Source organism: Paenibacillus marchantiophytorum, assembly GCF_014640555.1.
Classification (GTDB): Bacteria; Bacillota; Bacilli; order Paenibacillales; family NBRC-103111; genus Paenibacillus_E; species Paenibacillus_E marchantiophytorum.
In genome coordinates this window covers 282,952-307,633 of sequence record NZ_BMHE01000002.1, presented here as the reverse complement: position 1 = coordinate 307,633, position 24,682 = coordinate 282,952, and the positions used below count along the sequence as shown (strand labels likewise).

Sequence of the window (24,682 nt, the reverse complement as noted above, 5' to 3'; positions counted from 1 at the left end):
TAGGTAAATTAACGTGTGAAGGCTGCTGGAACGCCGCCGTCAACTGTGATCATGCAGCCAGTCGTTTTCTCTGCTTTGGAAGAGGAGAAATACACGATGGCTTCTGCAACGTCTTTTGGGAAAATATTAACAAGCAGCGTCGTTCTTTTGCGGTAGTGCTCTTCCAACTGATCCGGTTCAATCCCGTAAGCTGCTGCACGCTCGTTGCGCCAGCCGGAATTCCAGATCGCTGATCCTTGGAGAATCGCATCCGGCAATACGGAGTTGACGCGAATACCGAATTCGCCGCCTTCAGCTGCAATACAGCGCGCCAAGTGAATCTCAGCTGCTTTAGCCGTCGAATAAGCAGAAGCATTTTTACCGGCAAATACGGAGTTCTTGGAACCGACGAATACCATGCTGCCGCCAATGCTTTGTTTTTTCATAATTTTAAATGCTTCTCTAGCTACGAGGAAGTACCCCGTGGAAAGCACGTTCATATTCAAGTTCCACTCTTTAAGCGATGTTTCATCAAAAGGACTCGAAGTCGCGAGACCCGCATTATTCACGATAATGTCGATTCCGCCATAGCTCAAGATCACTTCGCGGTAAGCTGCTTCTACTTCTTCTTCTTTCGTTACGTCCATTTTAACGGCAATGGCTCTGTTTGCGCCATATTGTTCGTTCAGTTCAGCTGCAAGTTTCTGTGCGCCTTCTAGGTTAAGGTCGGCCAGGACAACATGCGCGCCGTCTCTGAGGAATTGACGAGCTGTTACGCTTCCGATTCCGCCTGCTCCGCCTGTGATGAAAGCAACTTTGCGGGAGAATTCCGCTTCCGCAGGAGCGAGTGTCAATTTGTAAAGTTCAAGAGGCCAGTACTCCACATTGTAAGACTCATTTTCGCTTAGAGAAACGAAAGTTCCGAGCGCTGTAGCGCCTCTCATAACGGAAATCGCACGGTGGTAAAGCGCGCCGCTTACTTGCGCCATCGCCCAGCTCTTGCCTGTGTTGATCATTCCGATACCCGGAATCAAAATAACGCGCGGAGCCGTTTCGAAAATCACGTCGCCTTCATTTTTGTTGCGATCGAAGTAAGCTTGGTATTCTTCTTTATATGCTGCAATCCCTGCATTCAAAGCTTCAATCAAGGAAGCTGCATCGCGGGAATTTGGATTCCAATCAATGTATAATGGCTTCATTTTGGTATGAACCAAGTGATCCGGGCAAGCCGCGCCAACTTGGGAAAGAACGCCTGCATCTTTGCTGTTTACGAATTTCAAAACATCATCTGCACTGTCCGTTGTCAGAATCATTTTCTTTTCTTTGCTTACTGCGCCGCGAACGATTGGCAGCACCTGCGCCAAAATATCGTTTCGATCGGATTCGGGAAGAGACTCGTATTTGGAGCCGCCATACAAGTTGTCTTCATTAATGCGCGCTTCGATGAAGCTTTCTGCTTCTTGAATGATAGCCAGCGTCTTGAGGTAGCTCTCTTCAGACGTTTCGCCCCAAGTTACAAGTCCATGTTTCTCCATCAAAACAAGTTCAGCTTTCGGATTGCTTCTAACGCCTTCGGCGATCATTTTGGAAAGTGTAAAACCAGGACGTACATAAGGAACCCATACGAAACGGTCGCCGTAAATTTCTTTGGCAAGCTCACGGCCATTGTGGGCGCAGCAAAGACCGATAATCGCATCCGGATGCGTGTGATCCACGTGTTTGAATGGCAGAAAGGCATGTAAAAGCGTCTCAATAGAAGCACGCGGGTGTTTGCTGTCGATCATACAGTTCACAAGGTAAGCAACCATTTCGGCATCTGGCATTTCGTCTTTTTCGAACAAAGGACGGATGTCTTCCATACGAAGACCTGTGAAATTCTTTGCTTTCATTGTCGCAAGGTCGGAACCGCTTCCTTTTACCCACATCACTTCTACATCGCGACCACGGAAATCCTTCTCAATCGTTTTGTAGGAAGTGTTGCCGCCGCCCCAGTTAGCTACTGCGCGGTCTGTTCCCAATAAATTGGAACGGTACACCAGTTCCTCTACCCCTTTTGATACAGCATTCGCTTTTGACGCTTCCCACAAATTCGCAACCATAAGTATCCTCCTAATGTTTACTTCCCATGAGTATGTGTTTGTTTTTGATGGATTCATCATATCATATCTTTGTTTATTTTTGAATATTTATTTTAGTCTTTGTTATTGTTTGATTTTGTAAAGAAAAACGGATTTTCTTCAATAAAAATGAACCACAGTCAAAATTGGCCATGATCAGCTCGGTTCTCATCCTCTAACAGCTTTCTTAAGGAAATAAGAGTCTTTGGAGGCTTCTATCCTAGAAAAAAGGGGGAGATTTCTGTTTAATAGAAGTCTTTGGGGACTTCTATCGGGCACATAAAGAGGGATACACCTACTTTTTCATTAAATAAGAGTCTTTGGAGGCTTCTATCTGTGTAAAAAGTGGCATTTGAAGTAAAATAGAAGTCCCAAAAGACTTCTATTCGGTGCAAAACCGTCACCGCCCCTTCATATTCACAACAAAAAAACGACAAGGACTGAATAAACAGTACTTGCCGTTGTGAAAATGCTATCCTACATTCCTGATGGATGGTTTGCCAAATTCGCAGCCGCATGCGACTTCCCCTCCCAATTGACCAAAAAGATACCCAGACAGATAAAAGCCCCGCCCACCGAAACATACCAAGCGATTTGCTCGCCAAGCAGCAGCCAACTGGAAAGGACGCCAAACAACGGAACAAGAAATAAAAAGGCGCTCGTTTTAGCCGGATCCCCGTTCCTAAGCAAGTAAAACCACAGGGAAAATTGCACGATGGACCCCATAATGACCAGCCATAGCACGACTAACACAGAGGTACCCGTAAACGTAAAGTAGGCATGTTCTGTAAAAGCGCTTAATAGAAGTAAAACCATTCCCCCAGCCAGCATTTGATAAGCTGCCAGGACCGTCATGTCAAACTCAGCGCCCCATCGTTTGATAAGAAGAGTAGCTGCAGCGAAACAAACCGCTCCTGCGAAGCCGATGAATGTGCCGATTTGGAATTTCATGTGCAGCCCAAAGGTCATCGCGACACCAACAAAACCAACCGCTACGCCTAGCCATTGACGGCCGCGGTACTTGGCTCCGGTCAAGAAAGTTCCGAGAACAATGACGATCAGCGGGTTCGTACAAGTAATAATCGAAGATTCACTTGAGGTGATCCAATGCATGCTGTAGTAGGCACACCCCATGACACCAGCAGATTGAAAGAGGCCAATTACGGCTGATTTCAGCCACTGTCTGCCGCCTCGCGGGCGCGGTTTTTTGGCAACCAACAGAGCCAACAAGCCTCCTGCGAGCACGAAGCGGATTCCCATCAGAAAGAACGGCGTCGCGTACAACATGCCGATTTTCCCTACCGGAAATGCAACTCCCATTACAAAGGTGGTAACCAGGATAAGGCAGATATATTTGAATTTATTCATCGAGAAAACCCTCCATTTACTAGCGGTACGCTAATTGTAAGGGAGGGCTTCTATTATGTATAATGATTGTTAATGATATTACATATCACAATGAATGATAGCAAGGAATATGCCTACAAGGGGGTTGCGAGATGGAAAGCTCAGATTTGCGTGTTTTTCAAATGGTCGCCCGTGAAGGCTCCGTCACCAAGGCCGCTCAACGGCTCGGTTATGTGCAATCCAACATTACAGCTCGAATCAGACAGCTTGAATCGGAACTGCAAACCGTGCTTTTTTACCGACATAACCGCGGCATGTCATTAACTTCAAGTGGCAAAACATTGCTTACCTATGCGGACAAAATCGTCGGCTTACTGGATGAAGCGTTCATCGCGCTTTCATCTTCTGGAGAACCTAGCGGCCCGCTCCTGATTGGATCTACACAGACAGCCGCAGCCGTTCGACTGCCTAAACTGCTCGCTTGCTACTACGAGCAGCATTCGAATGTTCAGCTCTCTCTAACAACAGGCCACTCGCAATTTTTAATTGAAAAAGTACTCCATTACGAGTTGGATGGCGCATTCATTGGCTGCTCTTGCACGCATCCCGAGCTGGTATCCATTCCTGCCTTCGAAGAGGAATTAGTCATTGCAGCCGGCCCTAATGTGGCCGATCTTGCAGAAGCTTTGGCGAAGCCCATCCTTGTTTTCAGCTCAGGCTGTTCCTATCGGGATGTGCTGGAAGAGTGGCTTCAATCCATCGGCAAGATGCAACCCACCATGATGGAGTTCGGGATGCTAGAAGCCATTATTGGCGGCATATCTGCGGGACTCGGCATCTCCCTAATGCCCAAAGCTGTCGTTAGTAAGCATGAGGCCGATGGTTCAATCCGTACTTTTGAAATGCCCCATCGCTATCGTCATATCCATACGGAATTCATCACCCGCAAAGATGCCTTCGTGAGCAGCTCGCTCAGCACCTTCATGGCCATGCTGCCTGAATCAAGCGGAGCCATCAACTAGCTGGCTACCGCTCAGCCAACTCCCCATCATCACCCGCTGTACGCCGCTTGATTGCTCATACACAAGATTCCCATTGCTCCATGTGGCTGCGACTTTGCAGGAAAAGGTCTTCCCTACATATGGGCTTTGCTTATGCCGATCAAGCAGCTGCTCCTCCGTCAATTCATAAGCCTTATTCAGTTGAATCATGACGAGATCGGCATCAGCCCCGATACGGATTTCGCCTTTGCGCGGATGCAGCCCAAAGCGTTTGGCCGGTGCGTAGGACAACATCGCGGTCAGTTGTGTTAGCGGGATTTTGCGCTTAAGATGACCTTCATCCAGCATCAGTTCCAGTGAGCTTTGCGCCCCAGCTATGCCTCCCCATGCTTCAAAATAATTGTCTGACAATTTCAAATCTCCCGGACAGGGGGAATGATCCGACGATATCATATCAATATAGCCTAGCCGAAGCACATGCCAGAGCATATCCCGCTCTTCCTTGCTCCGCAGCGGAGGCGCGCATTTGGCTTTGGGACCAATCCGTTCCAAATCATCCTCAGTTAACGTCAAATAGTGCGGACACGTTTCCACAGTTACATTAACGCCTCTTTCCTTGGCTTTTGCAATGACCATGACCGCTGCCGGACTGCTAATATGAACGAAATGCAAAGGGCACCCCGTCTGCTCGGCATAAAACAAAGCGCGATTCACAACCTCTAACTCCGCCAGGATCGGTCTTGAAGAGGAGTTATCCTTAGCAGAAACAGCTCCTTCTACTTGGCGAATTCTTCCTAATTGCGAGACGAGCGATTCGCTTTCGGCATGGATAGCAAGCACACGATTCAGGCGGGCAATCCGCTTCATCCCTTCCCACAAGGTGAGATCATCCACCTCACGGAAAGCGTCTTCCCCTGGGTCGCCAGGTGATGACATGAACGCTTTGAACCCGACAACCCCTGCTTCATTCAGGGCTTCCAGATCATCCAAATGGCCTGGAACGAGGCCGCCCCATAGCGCATAGTCCACGTGAGACTGCACCTCCGCCGTTGCCAGCTTTTGCTGCATGGCTGCAAGCGTAACGGTTGGTGGAACGCCATTTAGAGGCATATCCAAATAGGTTGTACAACCTCCCGCCGCCAAAGCTGCCGAACCGGAAGCGAAGCCTTCCCAATCCCCGAGTCCAGGTTCATTCAAATGGACGTGAACATCAATCATACCTGCCATGATCGTCATGCCTCTTGCATCTACAATCGTCTCGGCATCCTCTCCAATTTGTTCACCCAATGCTACGATCTTGCCGCTCTTAACACCTATATCCAGCACACGAACTTCATCTCTGAGAACGATGGAGCCGCCGCGAATGATCAAGTCCAAGTGGTTAGCCATTCCGTTCCCCCCTGTTGTCTTCCATTATATAAAGGCAATTCTTCCACATTCAAGTGAAGCTCCTGCGCCAGATTTCCGATTGCTTCATCGCAATTTGTATGAATTTACTCCGTCGATTTCTTCGGGCCGCTCAAAATCGCTTTACTCGCGTTCGTGCTCCATCGCCTGTTATTCGTATCCTGATCGTAATCTCCATGCGTCATTAGCGTCAATATTTCTGACATACACAGCGCATTATTTGTTTATCGAACCAAATTTTCACGATTAATTTGGATCAAGGAACAAAAAAATCTACACAATATTGAAATTTCTTATTTAAACGTCATTTTATATGACATTAATATTGGCGTACATACTTCTTGCACAGTCTTATGGAATTTTCCGAATTGTATGGAACGGAGAAATGCCCAGATGGCGTGTCCTGCCCCGCAGGAATAAAGAAAACGGGCTTTGCTGCCCGTGGAGATCAACCTTTTCAAAGTGACAAACTCTATTAAGGGAACTGTCGGTTCCTATGTGTCATCGTATAGCTCAAAGGGAACTAGGATCCGCTATAATGCTGAATCCCGCCAAATTCCACTCCAAAAGGAACTACAATCCGCTATTTCACCATTCCCCGGTCGGAATGAGCATGTTCCGCTTAAATAGCATACCTCAGTTCCCTTTCATGCTGCTTTTACTCCAGTTCCCACCAATTAGCGGATCGTAGTTCCTTTTCATACTACGTTCCGTGTCATTACATAGCCCAAAGGGAACTGCGATACGCTGATATGAACAAATAGCAGGGATGTTAGGGCAATAGCGGAACTATAGAATCTTATCCCTAATAAACCTGCGACGTATTTTAATGGAATAAATCCATTCATACATAATAGGGACAACGACAAGCGTGAGCAGTGTTGAAGTACTTAATCCCCCAATAACAACGACGGCCAAACCTTTCGAGACGATCGTCCCCTTGGATAGACTTAGAGCTAATGGCATCAAAGCCATAACGGTCGCCCCTGCGGTCATAATGATCGGCCTCAAGCGTGTCATCCCCGCTTCAATCAACGATTGACGTAATGGATGCCCCTGAAGAACCAGTTGCTGGACCCTGTCGATGAGAACTATGGCATTGGTGACGACGATACCGATTAGCATAAGAAATCCGATCAAGGAAGTGACGTTGAGTGATTCCCCGGTAACGAAGAGGCCCAATAACCCCCCGATTGCAGCAAGCGGCAAGCAGAACAGAATTGCGAATGGTGCACTCGCATTCCCAAATGCGAGCACCATGACCAGATACACGATAAAAATCGACGCTATCATGGCCATGAACATTTCCATGAAACTTTTATTAATATCACCCGATACCCCCTTCACTTCGCGGCTTACGCCCAAAGGGAGCTCAATCTTGGCTAACTCCGCCGATATTTTCTTACTAATTCCGCCTTTATCGGCACTGTCGATTTGAGCCGTCACTGTAAGTACCTGCGACTGCATCTCGCGACTAATGGAAACCGGAGCGTCAACTTGCTTAATTTTGGCGATCTCATTAATCTGAACACGCTTGCCATTGGCTGACTTAAGCATATAGCTGCCTAGCTTATCCATCGAATCTTTGTATTTGTTATCAAGCATCACCTTGGTCGCATAAGTGATGTGATTAAATGTGAGATCACCTAGCTTTTCTTCTTTGATCCAACTGTTCACGTTCTCCAGAACTTGGGCCGCTGTGAAGCCGTACAACATTGCCTTACTTTCATCAACGGTAATTTCGACTTCTGTCTTCGTTTCACTTAGGCTGTTTTTAATCTCAGTAAGCTCGGGGAACTCTCTCAGTTTATTTTCAATCTGCCGAGCAGCCTGCTGCAAATACAGCTGATCATCTCCTGTTAATAAATAAGAGAAGTCTACGCCGCTTCCCGTGCCAGGTCCAAAACTGAATACTTTACCGTTCACTTTGGCATCTTCGGGAAGCCGTTCAGCAATTTTTTCCTTATATTGTTTAAAAGCCATTTTAGCATCTTCATACACACTCGATTCTGTGTAAATATCTGCCCAATCAGCCCCCATGATCGATTCGTTGTAGCTAAAGATGGATTGGCCTGAGGCATTCTTGGCATCTTTCAACAACGTTTCGATGTCTTTGGACTGGGCATTCATCATTTCGAGCGATGTGCCGCGAGGCATCTGAATCGTAAAAACCATTTGCCTCTCCGACGCGTTCGCGGGCATAAACGACGTTGCCAGATGCGGCACCGTAACTACAATGGAAAGCACAAATAACAACGCTGCGAACAACAACGTCTTTATGCGGTTAGTTAAAGACCACTCTAACATTTTTTGATAGCGAAGCATGAACAAAGTCGCTTGCTTCTCATTCTGATGCGGAATGCTATTTCCTTTAAGCACCATCAGCTTCGCCAGCATCGGAATGACGGTTAGGGCAACGAGCAAGGAAGACAGAAGCGCACAAATCAAAGTCAGTGCAAACGGACGGAATACTTCGCCGACAATGCCACTTACGAATCCAATCGGTGCGAAAACACCAACCGTTGTAAGGGTTGAGGAAGTAATCGCCGAGGCTACTTGCTGCGTAGCCAGCTTGATAACCGATTCACTGCGTTCCTGCGCTTTCTCCATCTGGCTGTAAATATTTTCAATAACGACAATGCTGTCATCGACAACCCGTCCAATGGCAATCGCCATCCCTCCGAGCGTCATAATGTTCAATGAAATACCGAGCGGGTTCATAAATAGCAGCGTAATCAGAATTGAAAGCGGGATTGAGACCAGTACAATGAAGGTCATTCTCACATTCCGCAAAAAGATCAAGATCATCAGCGAAGCGAGCAGCGCCCCTAGCCCGCCTTCTTGTACCATCCCGTGAATAGATTCCTTCACAGACGTCGCTCCATTCAGTACAAGATGAAACTTCACTCCGTTCAATGTTTTTTGCCAGGAAGCTATTTGTTTATCCACTTCTCCAGCGAATTCTACGGTATTCGCATCCTTCGTCTTGTATAGCAGCACAGTGATTGCCGGTTTGTCATCCAGTCTGGCTGTATTGGCGGACTCGCTGATCGCTTCAACTTTGGCGATTTGCTTAAGCAGAAGCATCTCACCTTCTGGTGTTCCTATTTTCATATGATCCAGACTATAAATAGAATCCAGCTGTCCTTTTACCCTAAGCATCTGATGATTGCCGTTAAAATCAACCGTACCCGCCGGACTGGAGACGAGAGCTCCTTGAATAAAGCGGGATACCTCCGGCGGCGTAAGGCCGTATCGGTTCATTGCAGCACCGTCCAGCTTAATTGTAAGCACCGCTTCCCGATTGCCAAATGAATCTACATGGTCAATACCTTTAATACCCTCTAGTCCAGGTAAAATCATATCCTTAAAAGCCTGATCCAGCTCCGTTTGATTCGTTCCTTCTTCTGCATAAAGCGCCAAATGATAGATAGGTTCAGAAGCGAACCCTGCCGTTAATACCCTAGGCTTCTCAGAGCCCTGCGGAAGCCGCACATTTGCAATCAAGCTTTCCACATCTTTTTTAACATTCTCAGGTTTCTTGCCTTGTTCTAGTCGGATAACAATTTGCGAGTAGTTATCCTGCGAACTGGAGCTTATATTCAAAAGCCCTTGCATTCCTGCCACTGCTTTCTCCAACGGTTTGGTAACCAACTCCATGACATCTTTTGGCGGAGCTGTATAATCAGTCGAAATAATAACAATCGGATAGGCAATATCCGGCATACTCTCTACCTTCAAGTTCGCAGCAGCGTAGCATCCCCCAGCAATCAACAGCCAAATCACGATACATACAGCCGCGACATTCTTCATCGAAAACTCCGTTAACTTCGTCAATTTTTCTACTCCTCCCCTCACTGAACGCCTAAAAAATCGCATGACAAGAAAGCCGATTCTACCTTAGGGGCAATAATCGGCTGTGTGTGCATATGCGGGTTGCTAACCTTTTTTTACTACAGGTACCGTGTCCTCCTTACCATTCCATTTGATTTGAAGTTTAAAGCTATCTTCCTCAACATAAGGCGTTTCTTTGATAGACTTTCCGGTTATCTTCAAATTTTTCGAGTTCGATTCGCTATTGCCGCTTTGATTAAAATTTCCACTATCCATAAAAGAGTAACTGACATTTTTAACAGACTGACTATCTTTTCCAATATACGTGATCGCATATTCTTTGGCATTAGCGGATGGATTTACCGTACATTCCACCCGCCAATCTTCCGTTTTTCCGGTAAATTCAATAGGCTTTGAGCACCCTATCATTCCTAGTAAGCTTACAAGCATCAGGCATACCATCCATCGTCTCATGGCAGAGCCCCTTTCATCGCCATTTTCCTAATTCTATTAAATAAGCTTTAATTTTACGAAAAAATGAATCTGTCCGCCGCTTTGCTCGGCCCAAATGGCGCCTTCGTGCGACTCCACAATACTTTTGGCGATGGCGAGCCCCAGGCCCGACCCTCCCGTATTGGAAGAACGCGAAGCGTCGACCCGATAGAACCGATCAAATAATTGATGCAAGGCGTCATCGCTAAGCAATTCCGCTTGATTGCTAACTTGCAGGGTGACATACCGATAATCATGGCGCAGGCTGACAGTAATGGCTCCCGGCTTCAAGCTGTACTTCAGTGAATTTCCCAGCAGATTCTCGAAGACACGAATCATTTTATCCACGTCGATGCGAACCAATAGCTTCTCCTTCGGGATCGTGCGAATGATCGTAAGCTGCTGTTCCTCAGCCGGTGTGACAAACTCCTCCAGCAATTGGTCTAACAGCTCGTTGATCGCAATACCTTCTCGGTAAAGAGGCTCATCGCGATTGGATAACTTCGTGTACTCGAACAAGTCATCAATGAGCAGCTTCAGCTTTTCGGACTTATGATAAGCAATACTAATATAACCGGACGCCTGCTCAGGTGTCTCGTAACCCTTATCATGCAGCAGCCGCAAGTAACCCATGATAAGCGTCAGCGGTGTGCGTAAATCATGAGAAACATTAGTAATCAGCTCGCGCTTCAAGCGCTCGTTCCTTCTTTCCTCCTCAATCCTTTTCTGCAAATCTTCTACCATGAAGTTCAGATCCCGGGCCAGAGAACCAAGCTCATCTTGACTGCGTTCAATGACACGATAATCCAAATTCCCCGTTGCAATGATGCGCAGACCACCAGCCAGTTCCTCAATGTGGCGCATTTTCTTCTGTGTCATGAAGTAGAACAAAAGGATAAAAACAGCAACAGCGCTAAGCAAGGACAGCGGGCTCTCACCCTTCTGATACGTAATGTGCGGTTCTGGGATACCGGAGACAATCAGGTATGATTTTTGGCCCAGATAGTTGACTGGGTAAAAACTGGAAAACTCTTTTCGGCCATAATCCTGGTCCGTTCGGGCATTCATCGCGTTGCCTATCACATTGTGAATTTCGACATTCGTTTCCGCAGCGTTTTGGCTTCGAAAGACGACTCTACCTTCCAGATCCGTTACTAGAACCTTGAACTTCTGATCATTCATGCGGTTTACATGATTTTCAAAAAACTCCGGCCTCCCGCCCGAACTTCCGCCACCGGACAAATCTCGTTGGTTTTGGAGGGAGGTTAGTTCATTAACCAGGCTGCGGGCTTCGCTATCTATTCGTTCAATCCCGTACTTATAGTCAATAACAGCCGCCCGCCGCATTTCTCCGAATAGATTAGAACAAATGCCATAAGTCATTGATCCTGCCAACAAACAGATAATGAAGGTTAGCATCAGCTGCATCCGTATGCTTCGCTCAACTTGCCCCATCGTAATCTTATACAGCGTCTGAATCAAAATAATCAGCTTACGAAGCAGGTTAAAAGGAAAAAAGGTAAATGGAAATCGGTTCAGTCTCGAGTAAGGATTGATATCATATCGTTTATTCAACTTTGTAGCCAACCCCCCAAACTGTTTTTATAAATCTCGGGCTTCTTGGATTTGGTTCAATTTTTTCACGAATTTTGCGGATATGCACCATGACCGTATTGTCGGAGTCATAATAGGCTTCCTTCCAAATGGTTTCGTACATTTTTTCCGAACTCCACACCATCCCTCGGTTACGGACAAGCAGCTCAAGAATAGCGAATTCCCTTGGGGTTAGCTTAATTTCTTTGCCTTCCAGCTTGACTTCATGTGTCTGTGTATTAATCGTCAGATCATCCACTTCGAGCTCGTGGTCCTTGTTCACATGCGGCACATTAAGCCTAGTGTAACGGCGCAGCTGCGATTTAATTCGAGCGATTAGCTCCAACGGATTAAATGGTTTGCTCATGTAGTCGTCAGCGCCTGAGCTTAAGCCCCAGATTTTATCCATATCCTGACTCTTGGCAGAGAGCATAATGATCGGCATATTTTTTTGCTCGCGGATTTTAAAGCAAGCCTCGATCCCATCCATTTTCGGCATCATGATGTCGAGAACGATCAGATCTACCTCTTCCTTCTGAAGAACCTGCAGGGCTTCCATGCCATCGGACGCTCGAAGCAACTGATAACCTTCATTTTTCAAATAAATGGCCAGCATATCGATGATTTCTTTCTCGTCGTCAACAAGGAGTATTGTCGTTTGTGCCATGCCGGGTACCCTCCTTTACATGTGTAAGTATGAAATAGTTTTAAGCCTATGTACGGTGCTTTGCGGATATCCATTAACGTATCAAGTTGATCTGATAAATACAATCAAAATGTTGATAGCTATCATGAGACTTAGTATAGACGCTGAATCTTAACAGATTGTGGGGACAATTCTTAAGATTATCTTAACGCACCAGTCATGAAAAAAAGCCAAGTCCGCATCGGACCTGGCTTTCCCTATTTAGATTTCTTCGAAATCTTTATTATCCTTATACGTATCTAGATCTCCCCATTGATCTCCGCTCAAGTCTTCTTCGCCGTGCTGCTCCCCTTGTTCATCTTCCGCTATATTTTGCAAATCATAGGCATTGATAGTCAAGATCGGATAAGCGTGATTGGCCGCCAATTGCGCAGCTTGCTGTTTCATAAATCTTGGGGAACCTTCTGTATCTTCATCATAGACAAGCAAGATGCCATCCGAGTTGCGCAGCAGAAACTTATCGCGTTCCTTAAACTGCCAAGGACCTTCATATTTGGTCTTCGTTATGCTATTCACATAATTAGCACGCTCAATCACACTCGTATAGCAATTCTTCTTATCGTCGCTCCATTTCTCTTCCTGCTCCAGAAAAGGCGTAATAATCGCTAATTTCAGCTCCGGGCATGTACCCGCTCTAAGTTCAAGCACAGCCTCGGCAGCCCATAACTCAACACCCCAACCCCCACTGACGACGACCCATTCCAAACCATCCTCGACAAGAGCAATGAGCTTCTTCTGGATCGCTTTTTTTATAATCGGAATTCCCGGATGCTTTAATGAAAAAATACCCAATTCAGATGCTTTGTACCCTGTAATCAAAATTCGTTTCAAAAAATGACCACCGCCTTGTCGACACTTCTTACAGATTAACATAGTTAGCTCCCTATAGAAAGGAAGGAAACAAGCTGAAAACTGCTTGATTAGCTCATTCGGTGTAATGTTAATGTTCGATAACATGACATATTTCATTCTAATTGATCAAAATAACCAAAATAATGATTGAATTTATTTATATTTTAGGATAATCTGAATTCAACAATAATTATATGTCAGATAATATAACACATTAGAAGGGGTGGAGAGTAAATGAATATCGCATTGGTCGCGCATGACATTCACAAAAACTTAATCGTAGACTTCGTTATTGCTTACAAACATATCTTCCAAAAGCATACGCTTTTTGCAACAGGAACGACAGGGAAAAGAATAAGTGAGGCTGCCAAACTAGAGGTGACCCGTTTGCGTTCAGGTCCGCTTGGTGGAGATCAACAAATCGGGGCTATGATTGCGATGGATGATATTGATTTATTGATCTTTTTTCGCGATCCGCTGTCTGCGCTTGGACACGAACCGGATATTTCCGCCTTGCTTCGCCTATGTGATGTTCAGCGGATTCCTCTGGCTACGAATGTTGCGACGGCAGAAATGCTGATCCGCGCAATGGAGAACGGATTCCTTTCCTGGCGTGAAGAAATCCGCAAATACGACACCTTGAAACTAAACGGAACTGACAACAGCATTTAACTTCGTAACTGTACAAGTGCCTCAACCAGCCAAGGATAAGCCCGGCTCCCATCCACTTCATGAACCCCATCATAGAGATGAACGTGTAATCGGTCTTCCGCACCACTTTGTTTATACAATTTTCTTACATACGCAACAGCAACTTCTACCGTTTCTACAGGAAAAATAGGATCCTGTTTGCCGGATGCGATAAACAAGGGACGGGGAGCTATCAAACCAATTAATTCAGGCAGCTCCGCGTATGTCAGCACGCCCGGCAAATAGTTGTCGATGCAATGGCGAATAGGCATGATGCTGCCTTTGAATGTATTGGCAAAAGCGCACAGAACCGTCGCTTTCACCCGCTCATCGAGAGCTGCTGTATAAGCGGCGATAAGCCCGCCTCCCGAGAAACCGAAACAACCAACGTTGCCGCTGTCCACATCTTCCCGAGACAACACGTAGTCGAGCGCTCGCCTCGCTTCCTGAACGCGCAATGCCGCTAACGATATCCCGTATAAGAGCAAATGTGATGCTAGGGTTTGGCAGGAGGAGTTCCCTACTTTTCCATCTTTCAGATCCTCAGCAAGCCTTCGATCCCCGAAGCCGATAATCTCAGGAGCAATCACGATGAAGCCGCGCCTAACTAGTTCCAGCGCATAATTGCCATGAATGTCCGGCTCACCTGAATGCTCAGTGCCATCCGCATTCAATCCTACGATCTGCCTGCTCCCGAACCCATGACCATGCAAGGCCAGCACAGCAGCTCTCTTTCCCTTCAAACCTAGTGGAATCAATACATAAGCAGGCACTCGAAAGCCCATGTATGTTCCAAATTCAATTCGCTCACGAATATGATCACTGAGCTCTATACGTTCAAGAAGGACAGGATGTAGATTATCCTGCCCTTCTCGAAGCGTCAGCGAGCCAGTCAATTGCTCCTTTAACCGCAGCTTATACGAAGCAGCCGTTTCATGTTCTTGCTTTTGAAGCCGCTTGCCAGCATAAGTGTTATAAAGGTTCTCCATGATTGCATCCGGATTCCACATGCCGCTCGCCTCCAACCTTTATTAGAAAGTGACCAATTTATCTACCGCAACAGGCTGTCCCGTACGTAATGAAATGTTCCCTGCTATGCCGGTCAGAATGGACAACGCTCCATCCACATGGGAGGCTGCTCTGGCAAAGCGGTCGTCGGACGCCTTATCAAAGATATCACGCAGCAAAATCGGATCACCGCCGCCATGTCCCCCAGCAAGCTCTTCAATTTCCACTTCATATGGAGCCGCGAACATCGGGAAAACCTTGATTGATTTGGCTTTCAATGCGCCTTCGTCCGCTTTGTCCCCACCGGAATTGACATACGATTTCTCAACTACCCGCAATTCAATACGGCCCTTGCTGCCATTAATCATGACATTGAAGCCTTCCCATGGCATGTAGGCATTCAGTGAATAAGTGAGAATGGCTTTGTTTTTGTAGCGAACCATAACTCCCATCGTGTCTTCAATGCTAATCCCGTCGCCGAAAACGCTTTGATCGCGCTGGTAGCCATCTTCATGTTCCGCATCCAAATACATTCCTTTTAGATGCTTATTCGTATCCAAAAGCAGCGCAAACGGATCATCCTTGGCATTCTCATTCCCCGTAGCTCGTTGATAGAACTTCGTTTCACCGCGTTTTTCTGCATTTTCTCGGCCATAGAACATGAGGCCGCCCATCGCAAATACCGTGTCAGGACGCGTGCCGAGCCAGAAGTTAACGAGATCGAAATGATGCGTTGACTTGTGCACCAGCAACCCGCCGCCATTGCGCTTATCGCGGTGCCATCTGCGGAAATAATCAGCGCCATGCTCGGTGTTCAGCAGCCACTCGAAATGTACCGAATGAACATCCCCAATGGATCCATCCATAATCAGCTCACGAACTTTCGTATTGTGCGGAGCATAACGGTAATTGAACGTCACGCGAAGCTGGCGTCCGGTACGTTTAATGGCATCGAGAATTTCCTGACATTTCTCTTCATCCACCGTCATCGGTTTTTCTGAGATTACATCACAACCAAGCTCCATCGCTTTGATAATGTAAGTATGATGTGTCCGGTCCACCGATGTCACAATGACATAATCAGGTTTTTCGTTGCGAATCATTTCCTCGAATTGATCTGCTTTATAGGTTGGCACCGCATTGTACTCATATTTATCAACCAATAGTTGGTTGGTATAATTCATTCTCGTTTGATTAATATCACAAATCGCAACCAATTCGGACGTTTCTTGAAAATCCTTCACAATCGCTCCATAGAAAAATTCTGCTCTACCACCTGTGCCGACTACTGCGTAACGTTTTTTCATTGCGTTTGTACCCCTCTCGAATGTGGATATGTCCTACTTCAAGATTAATACAATATTTGCTGTGTTTCTATTCAAATATTACCTTTATAGTTTCATTCCTTGCATATCTTGCTATAATAAAAAGATCCTATTTGATGAAGACAAGAGGTGGTTAACCTTGCAACAATTCGCGATTGAACGACTGCGCAGAGATCATGCTTTCTCTATGAACGTGAATCATTTCCATGATACCTATGAAATTTATTATTTACTCAGCGGGAAACGCCATTATTTTATACAAGATCGCTCTTATTATATTCAAGAGGGCGGCCTCGTCTGCATCGATAAAAATGTGCTCCACAAAACTCGAAATGTTGATGAGGCGCCGCACGAACGTATTCTGCTTAGCTTTGATGATCGCTTCATTCGATCCATTGGGGAAGATGCCGCTGAACAACTGCTCGTGCTCTTTCAGCAAAACCATCATGTCTTCTCCCTTACGGGCATGAATCGCACCGCTATAGAGAATTTGCTCTTTCATATTTTGCGAGAGCAGCAGCAGGAACAAAGCGGTTGGCAGCTTAACAGCAAAGCCTTATTTACGCAATTGCTGATTATCTGCTCGCGGCTCACAGACAAACCAAATCTTGCGGACGAACAGCCCCAACCGCACAATCCCAAAATGTACGAAATTGTCTCCTACATCAATGAGCAGTTTCGCAATCGGCTGACGCTCGCCTCGATTTCCGAAACCTTTTATATCAGCCCAAGCTACTTCTGCCGCTCGTTCAAGGAAACAACGGGCTTCTCGTTCGTTGAATACTTGAACAACGTGCGCATCCGCGAAGCCCAGCGTCTGCTGCGTGAGACCAAGCACAAAGTCATCCACATCGCCGAGCAATCCGGCTTCGACAGCGTCGCCCACTTCGGCCGCGTGTTCAAGCAAGTCACCTCGCAGACGCCGCTGGAGTGTCGGAAGCTGATGAGGCACGTGTTTTGAGGTGATGGGGAGGAGGGGAAAGCGGCGAATACAGAAAGCTGATGCGTCATGTGACGACGGAAGACTACGCGATGGAATGCTGCCGCCCTTCCGCCACCCCTTCTCCCAATTAGCGGATCGTAGTTCCTTTTCATACTACGTTCTGTGCCATCGCCCAGCCCAAAAGGAACTATGATCCGCTATAATGCTGAAAACCGCCTAATCCTACTCCAATAGGAACTACGATCCGCTATATCACCATTTCCCCGTCGGAATCAGCATATTCCGCTCATTAGCGTACCTCAGTTCCCTTTCAGGCTACTTTTACCCCGGTTCCAGCCAATTAGCGGATCGTAGTTCCTTTTCATTTAAAACTCACCACTCACAACTCCTCATCCCCCCTCCATTCTGCCTAGATGTTCAACAAATTAGTCACTTTTAGACATCCTCCCCCTCTTCTACTTCTACTTCTACTTCTACTTCTACTCTTACTCTTACTCCACCTCCCCCTTTCAGCCCACCAAAAAAGCTCCACCCTACGCCCTTTTCACACTACGTTCTGTGCCATCACCCAGCCCAAAGGGAACTAGGATCCTCTATTATGCTGAAAACCGCCTAATTCCGCTACAAAAGGAACTACGATCCGCTATTTCACCATTTCCCCGTCGGAATCAGCATTTTCCGCTCATTAGCGTACCTCAGTTCCCTTTCATGCTACTTTTACCCCAGTTCCAGCCAATTAGCGGATCGTAGTTCCTTTTCATTTACAACTCACCACTCACAACTCCTCATCCCCCTCCATTCTGCCTAGATGTTCAACAAATTAGTCACTTTTAGACATCCTCCCCCTCTTCTACTTCTACTTCTACTTCTACTTCTACTTCTACTTCTACTTCTACTTCTACTTCTACTTCTACTCTTACTCTTACTCCACCTCCCCCTTTCAGCCCACCAAAAAAGCTCCACCCTACGCCCTTTTCACACTACGTTCTGTGCCATCACCCAGCCCAAAGGGAACTAGGATCCTCTATTATGCTGAAAACCGCCTAATCCTACTCCAATAGGAACTACGATCCGCTATATCACCATTTCCCCGTCTGAATCAGCATTTTCCGCTTATTAGCGTACCTCAGTTCCCTTTCAGGCTACTTTTACCCCAGTTCCAGCCAATTAGCGGATCGTAGTTCCTTTTCATTTACAACTCACCACTCACAAATCCTCATCCCCCTCCATTCTGCCTAGATGTTCAACAAATTGGTCACTTTTAGACATCCTCCTCCTCTTCTACTCCTACTCCTACTCTCACTCATGCTCCATTTTCCCCGCCATTGCCAACACCCCGCTTTAAGCGTAAAAAAACCTCAACGCCGCTTAATGGACATTGAGATTGCTGTAAGGCCGCTTTGAGTTTTTTTCCCTTGTATCTCGAATTCAACCGCCCCTGTAACAGGACAGAAGCAAGCTATCTCTGACATAAACATGGATTATCTCAGTCCTCGCGAATATCCGCATTCATCGCAATAAACAAGCTGGGCTTCACTCCGACATCCGCTTTGAAAGATCATCTGAATAAATAAACGCTACAAAAACCGACTTGTTCAGCGATAGCCGTCTGAGTTTGATCCCCAATCAGCATGCTGATTGGGGCCTGCTCGGTGCGGTATGTGCCATCAGGCTGGGTCCTTCCGTCCTGCTACTCAAATAGCGTTGTCAGCTCTGCTGCCGACTTCCGCTGCTTAGCTTTCCTTACCTTTACCGGATCGAAATAACCTAAATGCAAGGTGCCAACGACCTTCTCACCGGGTTTGACGCCTGCTGCCTCCCGAAACTCAGGACTCCAGTTGTATTCGTTTGTTTTCCAGACAACGCCGATTCCGCGTTCCCAAGCGAGCAGCTGCAAATTCTGAATCAGTGCACTGGCCGCCGAAAAAGCTTCCTCCCACTCCTTCGGTCGGGGCTCCTCCTCAATGAGCACGAGAAGGGTGACCGGAACTTGCTTGCAGTAGGCGTCTTCTACTTGAGGGCCAAGCTTTTCCAGTTTATCCTTCGGATAGGTCAGAAGGACAGCATCCGAGAATTGTTTCCTGCCTGCACCAAGATACATAATAAACCGCCACGGCTCATTGCGTGAATGGAACGGCGCCCATACCGCATCATCCAGCAGTGCTAACATGACTTCCTTCGGTATAACTTCGCCGGTGAATTGATTAATGGTCCTGCGTTCACGAATAGTTGCTGCGATACCTTCATTTACTTGCGTCATATCGTTTCGCTTCCCTTCAGCTTGTTACTTGACCAAAGCTTTGACAACATCATCGACCTTCATGTTATAAGCAACAGGGCCGAAGGTCATCCAGTGATCAAGATCGACCTCATGGACTTGGCCTTTCTTCACAGCAGGAAGACTCTTCCAGATGCTGCTTTCCATCAGCTCCTTGGCCTTGCCGCGCCCAGCCTCATCAATCGTGATGAACAAATGGTCCGCGTCCAGCTCCGGCAAAACCTCCATTGATATCGGCGATACGCCACCCGTTGCTCCCCATGAGGTTTTTTTGACGAAATCAGGTACTTCCAGACCAAGATCCTTATAAAGTACTGAACCTGAGTATCCTTGCGGTCCACCGTAGAGTCTGATTTCTTTGTTGTTGCGCACTCGCAGAAGCGCAACCTTCTCCCGGCCAATCGAAGCAGCAAGTTTGCTTTTCGCTGCTGCCACTTTGGCCTCATAATCCTTGAGGACCTTGTCGGCTTCCTTCTTCTTGCCTACCAAATCGCCAACGGTACGCAACGTTTCCCGCCAGTTGTTAGGCGCATCTTCACCGAATACATAGGCAGGTGCTATTTTTGAAAATTGATCATAGCGGCCTTCTTCCGCATAATTCTTAAAAGCTAACAGCAATAAATCAGGCTGCGTCTGAAGCACGGCTTCGAAGTTGATTGCACTCGTATCCACTTTGGGCAAATCGCCAATATGAGGCTTCAAATATTGCAGAGAAAAGCTGCCTATCACCGTCTGCGCAACGGGCTTGATGCCTAGAGCAACAAGAAAATCCTCCATATACAGCCCGATAATCCGCTTCGGCTGCTCTTTAATCTCGATTTCCCCCATCACATGCTTAAACTTGCCAGCGGTGAATGCAGGCTGAGCTGCAGCCACTGATGCAAGACCATCTGCCTTATGTTCTTTTCCCTGCGAACCCCCGCTCCCATTGCCACAAGCTGTTAAAACAACCACGAAAACGGCTATCATGCCTAGCAGCCATTGTTTTTCCACACGCTGTCCCCACTTCATGCAAGTCAAACCTTCTCTCAAATGATATTGATTCTCAATTTCAATTGAAATTTTATCATATGCACCTAGGGAATACCATACGGAATTGTTCGATTTTTTTTATGTAATTGTACGATTATGACGTAAGCAACGCGTTCATCACATCCGCTATTTTACGCTCATTAGCCAAAGCGCCAAACGTCATCCACACATCCGTACTGACTTCATAAATGCGTCCATGCTTTACTGCTGCAAGTTCTTTCCATACCTCACTGGATAAAAGAAGCTCTTCCTCTTTCTCAACGCCGTCGTCTATGACAAGAAATAGATGGTCCGCATCCAGATCGCGAAGCCGCTCCAGCGCAATTGCGCGCACGCCTCCGGTATGTCCCCACGACCACTGACGCACTAAGCTTGGCAAAGTCAGCCCCAAATCGTGATACAACACGGTGCCGCTATACCCATGCGGTCCTCCATAGAGACGCAGCTCTCCGCTTGCATGCAGCCGCAATAACGCCACTGTTTGATTGCCAATGGCCTGCTTCAGCACCTCACGGCAATACGCCGCGTTCTCCTCATAATGACGAAGGAACTCTTCTGCTCGAGGTTTGCGACCCACCAGTTCAGCTACTGTGCGGAACGTCTCACGCCAATCCTCAGCCGCATGCTCGAACACATAGGTCGGAGCAATTTGAGCAAACTGTTCATACGATCCTTTCGTTGCAAAATCCGGAAATGCAAGCAAAATCAATTCTGGTTTAGATCGCCATACCGCATCGAAATCAATCTCCATCACATCAAGCTTCTGCACCTCATTCAAATGAAGCTCCAAGTACTTTTGGTAATACGGACCACAGGCATATTGAAGCAGCGGCTTCACGCCAAGTGCCGCCAAGTAATCCTCGATGAACAAACCGATAACCTGCTCAGGCACAACTTCTTCCCCCACACTCCCGCGATAATAAGCTGTGTACGAACGTGAGCTTATCATCTTCTTGGCGCGGTTGCGGTGTGCATACTCAGAAGGCGGGTAGCCCGTGATCTGCTTGAAGCGATTGCTGAAATAGTACTCGCTGCTGTAACCGACTTGCTTCGCAATATCATGCAGGCGTTCATCCGATGACAGGAGCATCTCTTTCGCCCGGCTCACACGAACCTCGGTCAAATAATCAAGCGGCGTCTTGCCAACCTCCTTGCGAAAGGCCGTCGAATAGTGAGCCGGACTCATCCCAGCCAGAGCGGCCAGCTTCTCTCGCGTGACATCTTCATAATAAGCATGCTCCATGTAAGCAACGGTGCGGCCAATTCCCGCTCTCGAATCCGTCTTGACAGGCCTTTGCACCTTTTGTTCCCAAATGCGATGGATCAAATTCTGAAAAAGCATCTGCCGTTTATGGCGGGACAATTCGCCCACCTCACTATCAAGCTCTGCCAGTTGGCTAACCATGCGTGCAATATCGGGAAATTGTGACAGCTGTACCTCTCCGGCAAACGGGCATCCCCGTTCCTGCTGAAGGGACGCTGGAATGTCCGTATCTAGGCGAAAAAGATGAAACGTTAAGAAATAACCTTTTAACACATCCTGCTGATCGCTCTTAATCATGAATTTCTTGCCAGGCTCCACAGCTACGCATGTACTTTTGCTAATCGTCTGCTGATCGTCTTCACTGCTCAGACGTCCGCTCCCTTCCAGCGCAATGAGAAGTGTATGCTCCTCCCTACCTGTGACGACTCGTTTCCATTCAAGGGCAGATTCTATATATTGCATATGTTTAAAAGCAAACAAGAGAGATCCTCTGTCTGCCAGCTCTTTGGTCGAAAATTGCGGCTCGCTCATTGTTTTCCCTCGATTCAATAATTGATAATAATTCTCACTTATAAGTATAGAGGCTGACAGGTTGCCGCACAACGGTCAAAATGAAGAAAAGAACCTAGCCCTTGGGCGTAGGTTCTGCATTTCAGACATTTTTCACTCGAACAAATATTTTTCTGCGCTACACCCTTTGCAACCGAATGAGAGCACTGTCATAATCACCCGTTAATTTGGGATTCAAGCCCACATGCATCAAGTTTTTACCTTTGAATGGGACCGGTTCCTGCTCCAAGCCATGCACCAAATAATCGGCATTCGGCTCCAAGCCCTGTAGGCTTATGCTCGGCGAGGAATTGCCAAACTGCTGCGCATGCAGAAATAGAAACACAACCGCTTCGTCCCCGTCCTTGCTTACATATTGAACGGCAGCCACATCCGAATCTCTCAGCGATCGCAAGCGATACTGATGACCCGCCATTATGATGTGTCTAATCTCTTTATACTGGGCAATATAAGCGGCAGCTTCTTGCATTTCCTCCTCCGACCACAGTTTCAAGTTGGCCCCGATGCCGAGCCCTCCCATCATGGCGCTGTGGAAGCGAAAGGCCAGTGAAAGGCTCCTTCCGTTCAAGCTATGCGGCGACTCGGTAACCCAGCACATCATCACTTGCGGACTATACACGTAAGCAAAGCCCTCCTGAATACGCAGGCGATCAAAGGCATCCGTGTTGTCGCTTGGCCATACCTGATCGGCATAGCGAAGAATGCCCAAGTCGATTCTGGAGCCCCCGCCCGCGCAGGATTCGAATTCGACATGGGGGAATTTCGTCCTCAGCTCAGCCCAGATTTCGTACAAGCTCTGCACATGCTGCACCCATACGGCATGATAAGGATTCTGGATATCGTCGGCTGTCCCTGCTTCTGTCAAGGTGCGATTCATATCCCATTTGATAAAAGTGATGCTGTAGCTGCTCAATAACTCCGTCATGAAGTCGAGAATATACTGTTTTACTTCCGGCTTGCCCAAATTAAGCAGCAATTGATTCCTCTGCAAGGTGCCCTCCCGTGTCGGGTATTGATACACCCAATCCGGATGCTTCCTGTATAGATCGCTATCAGGATTGACAGATTCAGGCTCAACCCAGATGCCGAAGTCCATGCCAAGGCTGGTGACTTCATCAATCAGCTCCTCAAGCCCATTCGGGAATTTCTCGGCATTCACATGCCAGTCCCCCAGACCTGCCTGGTCGCTGTTTCTGCTGCCGAACCAGCCGTCATCCACAACGAAAAGCTCTACGCCAAGCTTCGCAGCCGATCGCGCCAGCTCCATTTGCCCTTGAGCTTCGACTTGGAAGTACGTCGCTTCCCACGAATTATACAGCACCCTGCGATGAGCCTGCGATGGAAAAACGAAAGCCCGCTGATAACTGTGAAGCTGCCTGCTCATGTCACCGAAGCCCCGCGAAGTATAGCCGCCGATGAAAGACGGGGACGTTATGCGCTCCCCACCTTGCAGCAGAATCGGACAGTCAAAATCGTTCATGCCGCCAACAACGCGCACATGGTTGAAATTCGTTTTCTCCGCAACGATTTTCCAGTTCCCGCTCCAGCCCAGAACGCCAAACCACACCTTGCCGGAAATTTCGTCCGCCTTCCCGTTATCCACAGCAAACCATGGATTCGCATGGGCCCCCGTGAAGCCTCTTCTGGATTCCAAGGTTTTCTTGCCCTCCGACAGCATGGTGTCTCTAAGCTGAAACTCTCCGGACCATCTTCCCGACACATGCGTCAGACGATAGCTTGGAAGAATGGGCAAAGACCAGGCTGCGGACATCATTTGCTCGATGACGACCTCCGTGTCGCTCTGATTGACAACCTCGGCAGTCCGTTCAATCAAATCATGCTCGTCAATGACTTTGTAAGTTAGATTGACGATCAGATCATAATGAACGTCTTTGAGAATGACTCGGAGTGTGTCCTGCTCAATTGCAAACCCCTTGTAGGCCAGTTTCAAATCTCTGACGCCATCTTGGAACCTAACCTTCAAGCACGGCTCCACATAGCTGCTTCCGCCATGACCGCCGTATTCTTCCTTTTCCCTATCCACTTCAGCATCAAAGGAACTGTGATGACGGCTTTGCAGAAGATGCGCGCATTCGCGCGCATCAATGGCATCTCCCCAATAAATCTGCTGCAGGACCCCTTTGTCATTCAAGCCAAACACATAGGAGGTCGTGCGCGTTTCAATTTCGAATAATCGCAAATCTTCGTGATAAATTATCGGCAAGGCCAACACCCTCATCTGTT

Annotated in this window: 17 protein-coding genes; 3 read left to right on the top strand and 14 right to left on the bottom strand. The window is 47.3% G+C overall.

Annotated elements, in window-relative coordinates:
* Nucleotides 1–8 precede the first annotated feature (8 nt).
* Both IEY34_RS03750 and IEY34_RS03745 read right to left on the bottom strand, forming a co-directional pair.
* Nucleotides 9–2,078, bottom strand: coding sequence for a bifunctional aldolase/short-chain dehydrogenase (locus tag IEY34_RS03750; protein ID WP_189007786.1), 2,070 nt, complete (start codon nt 2,076–2,078; stop codon nt 9–11).
* Nucleotides 2,079–2,573: 495 nt separating this feature from the next.
* Entirely contained in the window at nt 2,574–3,464 is an 891-nt protein-coding gene (locus IEY34_RS03745; RefSeq protein ID WP_189007783.1) for a DMT family transporter, read from the bottom strand.
* Between the two features lie 131 nt (nt 3,465–3,595).
* Between IEY34_RS03745 and IEY34_RS03740 the strand changes: the two genes are divergently transcribed.
* Nucleotides 3,596–4,465, top strand: coding sequence for a LysR family transcriptional regulator (locus tag IEY34_RS03740; protein ID WP_189007780.1), 870 nt, complete (start codon nt 3,596–3,598; stop codon nt 4,463–4,465).
* On the opposite strand, the gene IEY34_RS03735 is transcribed toward IEY34_RS03740, so the two are convergent.
* From IEY34_RS03735 to IEY34_RS03710, 6 genes are all read right to left on the bottom strand, one after another.
* Nucleotides 4,445–5,833: an allantoinase gene (locus IEY34_RS03735; protein ID WP_189007777.1), complete on the bottom strand. Its 1,389-nt coding sequence runs from the start codon at nt 5,831–5,833 to the stop codon at nt 4,445–4,447. The two genes, IEY34_RS03740 and IEY34_RS03735, sit on opposite strands and share 21 nt — an antisense overlap.
* Nucleotides 5,834–6,640: 807 nt before the next feature.
* Entirely contained in the window at nt 6,641–9,688 is a 3,048-nt protein-coding gene (locus IEY34_RS03730; RefSeq protein ID WP_189007774.1) for an efflux RND transporter permease subunit, read from the bottom strand.
* 102 nt (nt 9,689–9,790) lie between these two features.
* Entirely contained in the window at nt 9,791–10,159 is a 369-nt protein-coding gene (locus IEY34_RS03725; protein WP_189007771.1) for a hypothetical protein, read from the bottom strand.
* 36 nt (nt 10,160–10,195) lie between these two features.
* Entirely contained in the window at nt 10,196–11,752 is a 1,557-nt protein-coding gene (locus IEY34_RS03720; protein ID WP_229757450.1) for a sensor histidine kinase, read from the bottom strand.
* Entirely contained in the window at nt 11,745–12,437 is a 693-nt protein-coding gene (locus IEY34_RS03715; protein ID WP_189007768.1) for a response regulator transcription factor, read from the bottom strand. The genes IEY34_RS03720 and IEY34_RS03715 overlap by 8 nt, the downstream gene beginning before the upstream one ends.
* Nucleotides 12,438–12,677: 240 nt before the next feature.
* Nucleotides 12,678–13,307: an SLOG family protein gene (locus tag IEY34_RS03710; protein WP_229757449.1), complete on the bottom strand. Its 630-nt coding sequence runs from the start codon at nt 13,305–13,307 to the stop codon at nt 12,678–12,680.
* Nucleotides 13,308–13,562: 255 nt separating this feature from the next.
* Here IEY34_RS03710 and IEY34_RS03705 point away from each other — a divergent pair, with 255 nt between their 5' ends.
* Nucleotides 13,563–14,000: a methylglyoxal synthase gene (locus IEY34_RS03705; protein ID WP_189007762.1), complete on the top strand. Its 438-nt coding sequence runs from the start codon at nt 13,563–13,565 to the stop codon at nt 13,998–14,000.
* On the opposite strand, the gene IEY34_RS03700 is transcribed toward IEY34_RS03705, so the two are convergent.
* Both IEY34_RS03700 and IEY34_RS03695 read right to left on the bottom strand, forming a co-directional pair.
* Nucleotides 13,997–15,028, bottom strand: coding sequence for a dienelactone hydrolase family protein (locus IEY34_RS03700; protein ID WP_189007760.1), 1,032 nt, complete (start codon nt 15,026–15,028; stop codon nt 13,997–13,999). The genes IEY34_RS03705 and IEY34_RS03700 overlap by 4 nt on opposite strands.
* A gap of 21 nt (nt 15,029–15,049) precedes the next feature.
* The gene (locus IEY34_RS03695) at nt 15,050–16,333 is read right to left on the bottom strand and encodes a Gfo/Idh/MocA family protein (RefSeq protein WP_189007758.1); all 1,284 of its coding nucleotides are present in this window, start codon (nt 16,331–16,333) and stop codon (nt 15,050–15,052) included.
* Between the two features lie 157 nt (nt 16,334–16,490).
* Here IEY34_RS03695 and IEY34_RS03690 point away from each other — a divergent pair, with 157 nt between their 5' ends.
* On the top strand, nt 16,491–17,312 hold the full coding sequence (locus IEY34_RS03690; RefSeq protein WP_189007756.1) for an AraC family transcriptional regulator: 822 nt from the start codon (nt 16,491–16,493) through the stop codon (nt 17,310–17,312).
* Nucleotides 17,313–18,984: 1,672 nt separating this feature from the next.
* Here the strand turns inward: IEY34_RS03690 and IEY34_RS03685 are convergent.
* The 4 genes from IEY34_RS03685 to IEY34_RS03670 all read right to left on the bottom strand — a co-directional run bounded on the left by IEY34_RS03685 (nt 18,985) and on the right by IEY34_RS03670 (nt 24,671).
* Nucleotides 18,985–19,554 (bottom strand): nitroreductase family protein, encoded by a 570-nt coding sequence (locus tag IEY34_RS03685; protein ID WP_189007755.1) that lies wholly within the window; start codon nt 19,552–19,554, stop codon nt 18,985–18,987.
* 24 nt (nt 19,555–19,578) lie between these two features.
* A complete protein-coding gene (locus tag IEY34_RS03680) occupies nt 19,579–20,583 on the bottom strand; it encodes an ABC transporter substrate-binding protein (RefSeq protein ID WP_189007753.1) in 1,005 nt (334 codons plus the stop codon).
* A gap of 115 nt (nt 20,584–20,698) precedes the next feature.
* Nucleotides 20,699–22,399, bottom strand: coding sequence for an AraC family transcriptional regulator (locus IEY34_RS03675; RefSeq protein WP_189007751.1), 1,701 nt, complete (start codon nt 22,397–22,399; stop codon nt 20,699–20,701).
* A 157-nt stretch (nt 22,400–22,556) separates the two neighbouring features.
* Entirely contained in the window at nt 22,557–24,671 is a 2,115-nt protein-coding gene (locus tag IEY34_RS03670) for an alpha-galactosidase (protein ID WP_308422977.1), read from the bottom strand.
* Nucleotides 24,672–24,682 lie beyond the last annotated feature (11 nt).

What these genes read in the sequence shown, in the direction of transcription:
- IEY34_RS03750 (WP_189007786.1), bottom strand. Translation starts at nt 2,078, where the DNA reads ATGGTTGCGAATTTGTGGGAAGCGTCAAAAGCGAATGCTGTATCAAAA.
- IEY34_RS03745 (WP_189007783.1), bottom strand. Translation starts at nt 3,464, where the DNA reads ATGAATAAATTCAAATATATCTGCCTTATCCTGGTTACCACCTTTGTA.
- IEY34_RS03740 (WP_189007780.1), top strand. Translation starts at nt 3,596, where the DNA reads ATGGAAAGCTCAGATTTGCGTGTTTTTCAAATGGTCGCCCGTGAAGGC.
- IEY34_RS03735 (WP_189007777.1), bottom strand. Translation starts at nt 5,833, where the DNA reads ATGGCTAACCACTTGGACTTGATCATTCGCGGCGGCTCCATCGTTCTC.
- IEY34_RS03725 (WP_189007771.1), bottom strand. Translation starts at nt 10,159, where the DNA reads ATGAGACGATGGATGGTATGCCTGATGCTTGTAAGCTTACTAGGAATG.
- IEY34_RS03715 (WP_189007768.1), bottom strand. Translation starts at nt 12,437, where the DNA reads ATGGCACAAACGACAATACTCCTTGTTGACGACGAGAAAGAAATCATC.
- IEY34_RS03705 (WP_189007762.1), top strand. Translation starts at nt 13,563, where the DNA reads ATGAATATCGCATTGGTCGCGCATGACATTCACAAAAACTTAATCGTA.
- IEY34_RS03700 (WP_189007760.1), bottom strand. Translation starts at nt 15,028, where the DNA reads ATGTGGAATCCGGATGCAATCATGGAGAACCTTTATAACACTTATGCT.
- IEY34_RS03695 (WP_189007758.1), bottom strand. Translation starts at nt 16,333, where the DNA reads ATGAAAAAACGTTACGCAGTAGTCGGCACAGGTGGTAGAGCAGAATTT.
- IEY34_RS03685 (WP_189007755.1), bottom strand. Translation starts at nt 19,554, where the DNA reads ATGACGCAAGTAAATGAAGGTATCGCAGCAACTATTCGTGAACGCAGG.
- IEY34_RS03680 (WP_189007753.1), bottom strand. Translation starts at nt 20,583, where the DNA reads ATGAAGTGGGGACAGCGTGTGGAAAAACAATGGCTGCTAGGCATGATA.
- IEY34_RS03675 (WP_189007751.1), bottom strand. Translation starts at nt 22,399, where the DNA reads ATGAGCGAGCCGCAATTTTCGACCAAAGAGCTGGCAGACAGAGGATCT.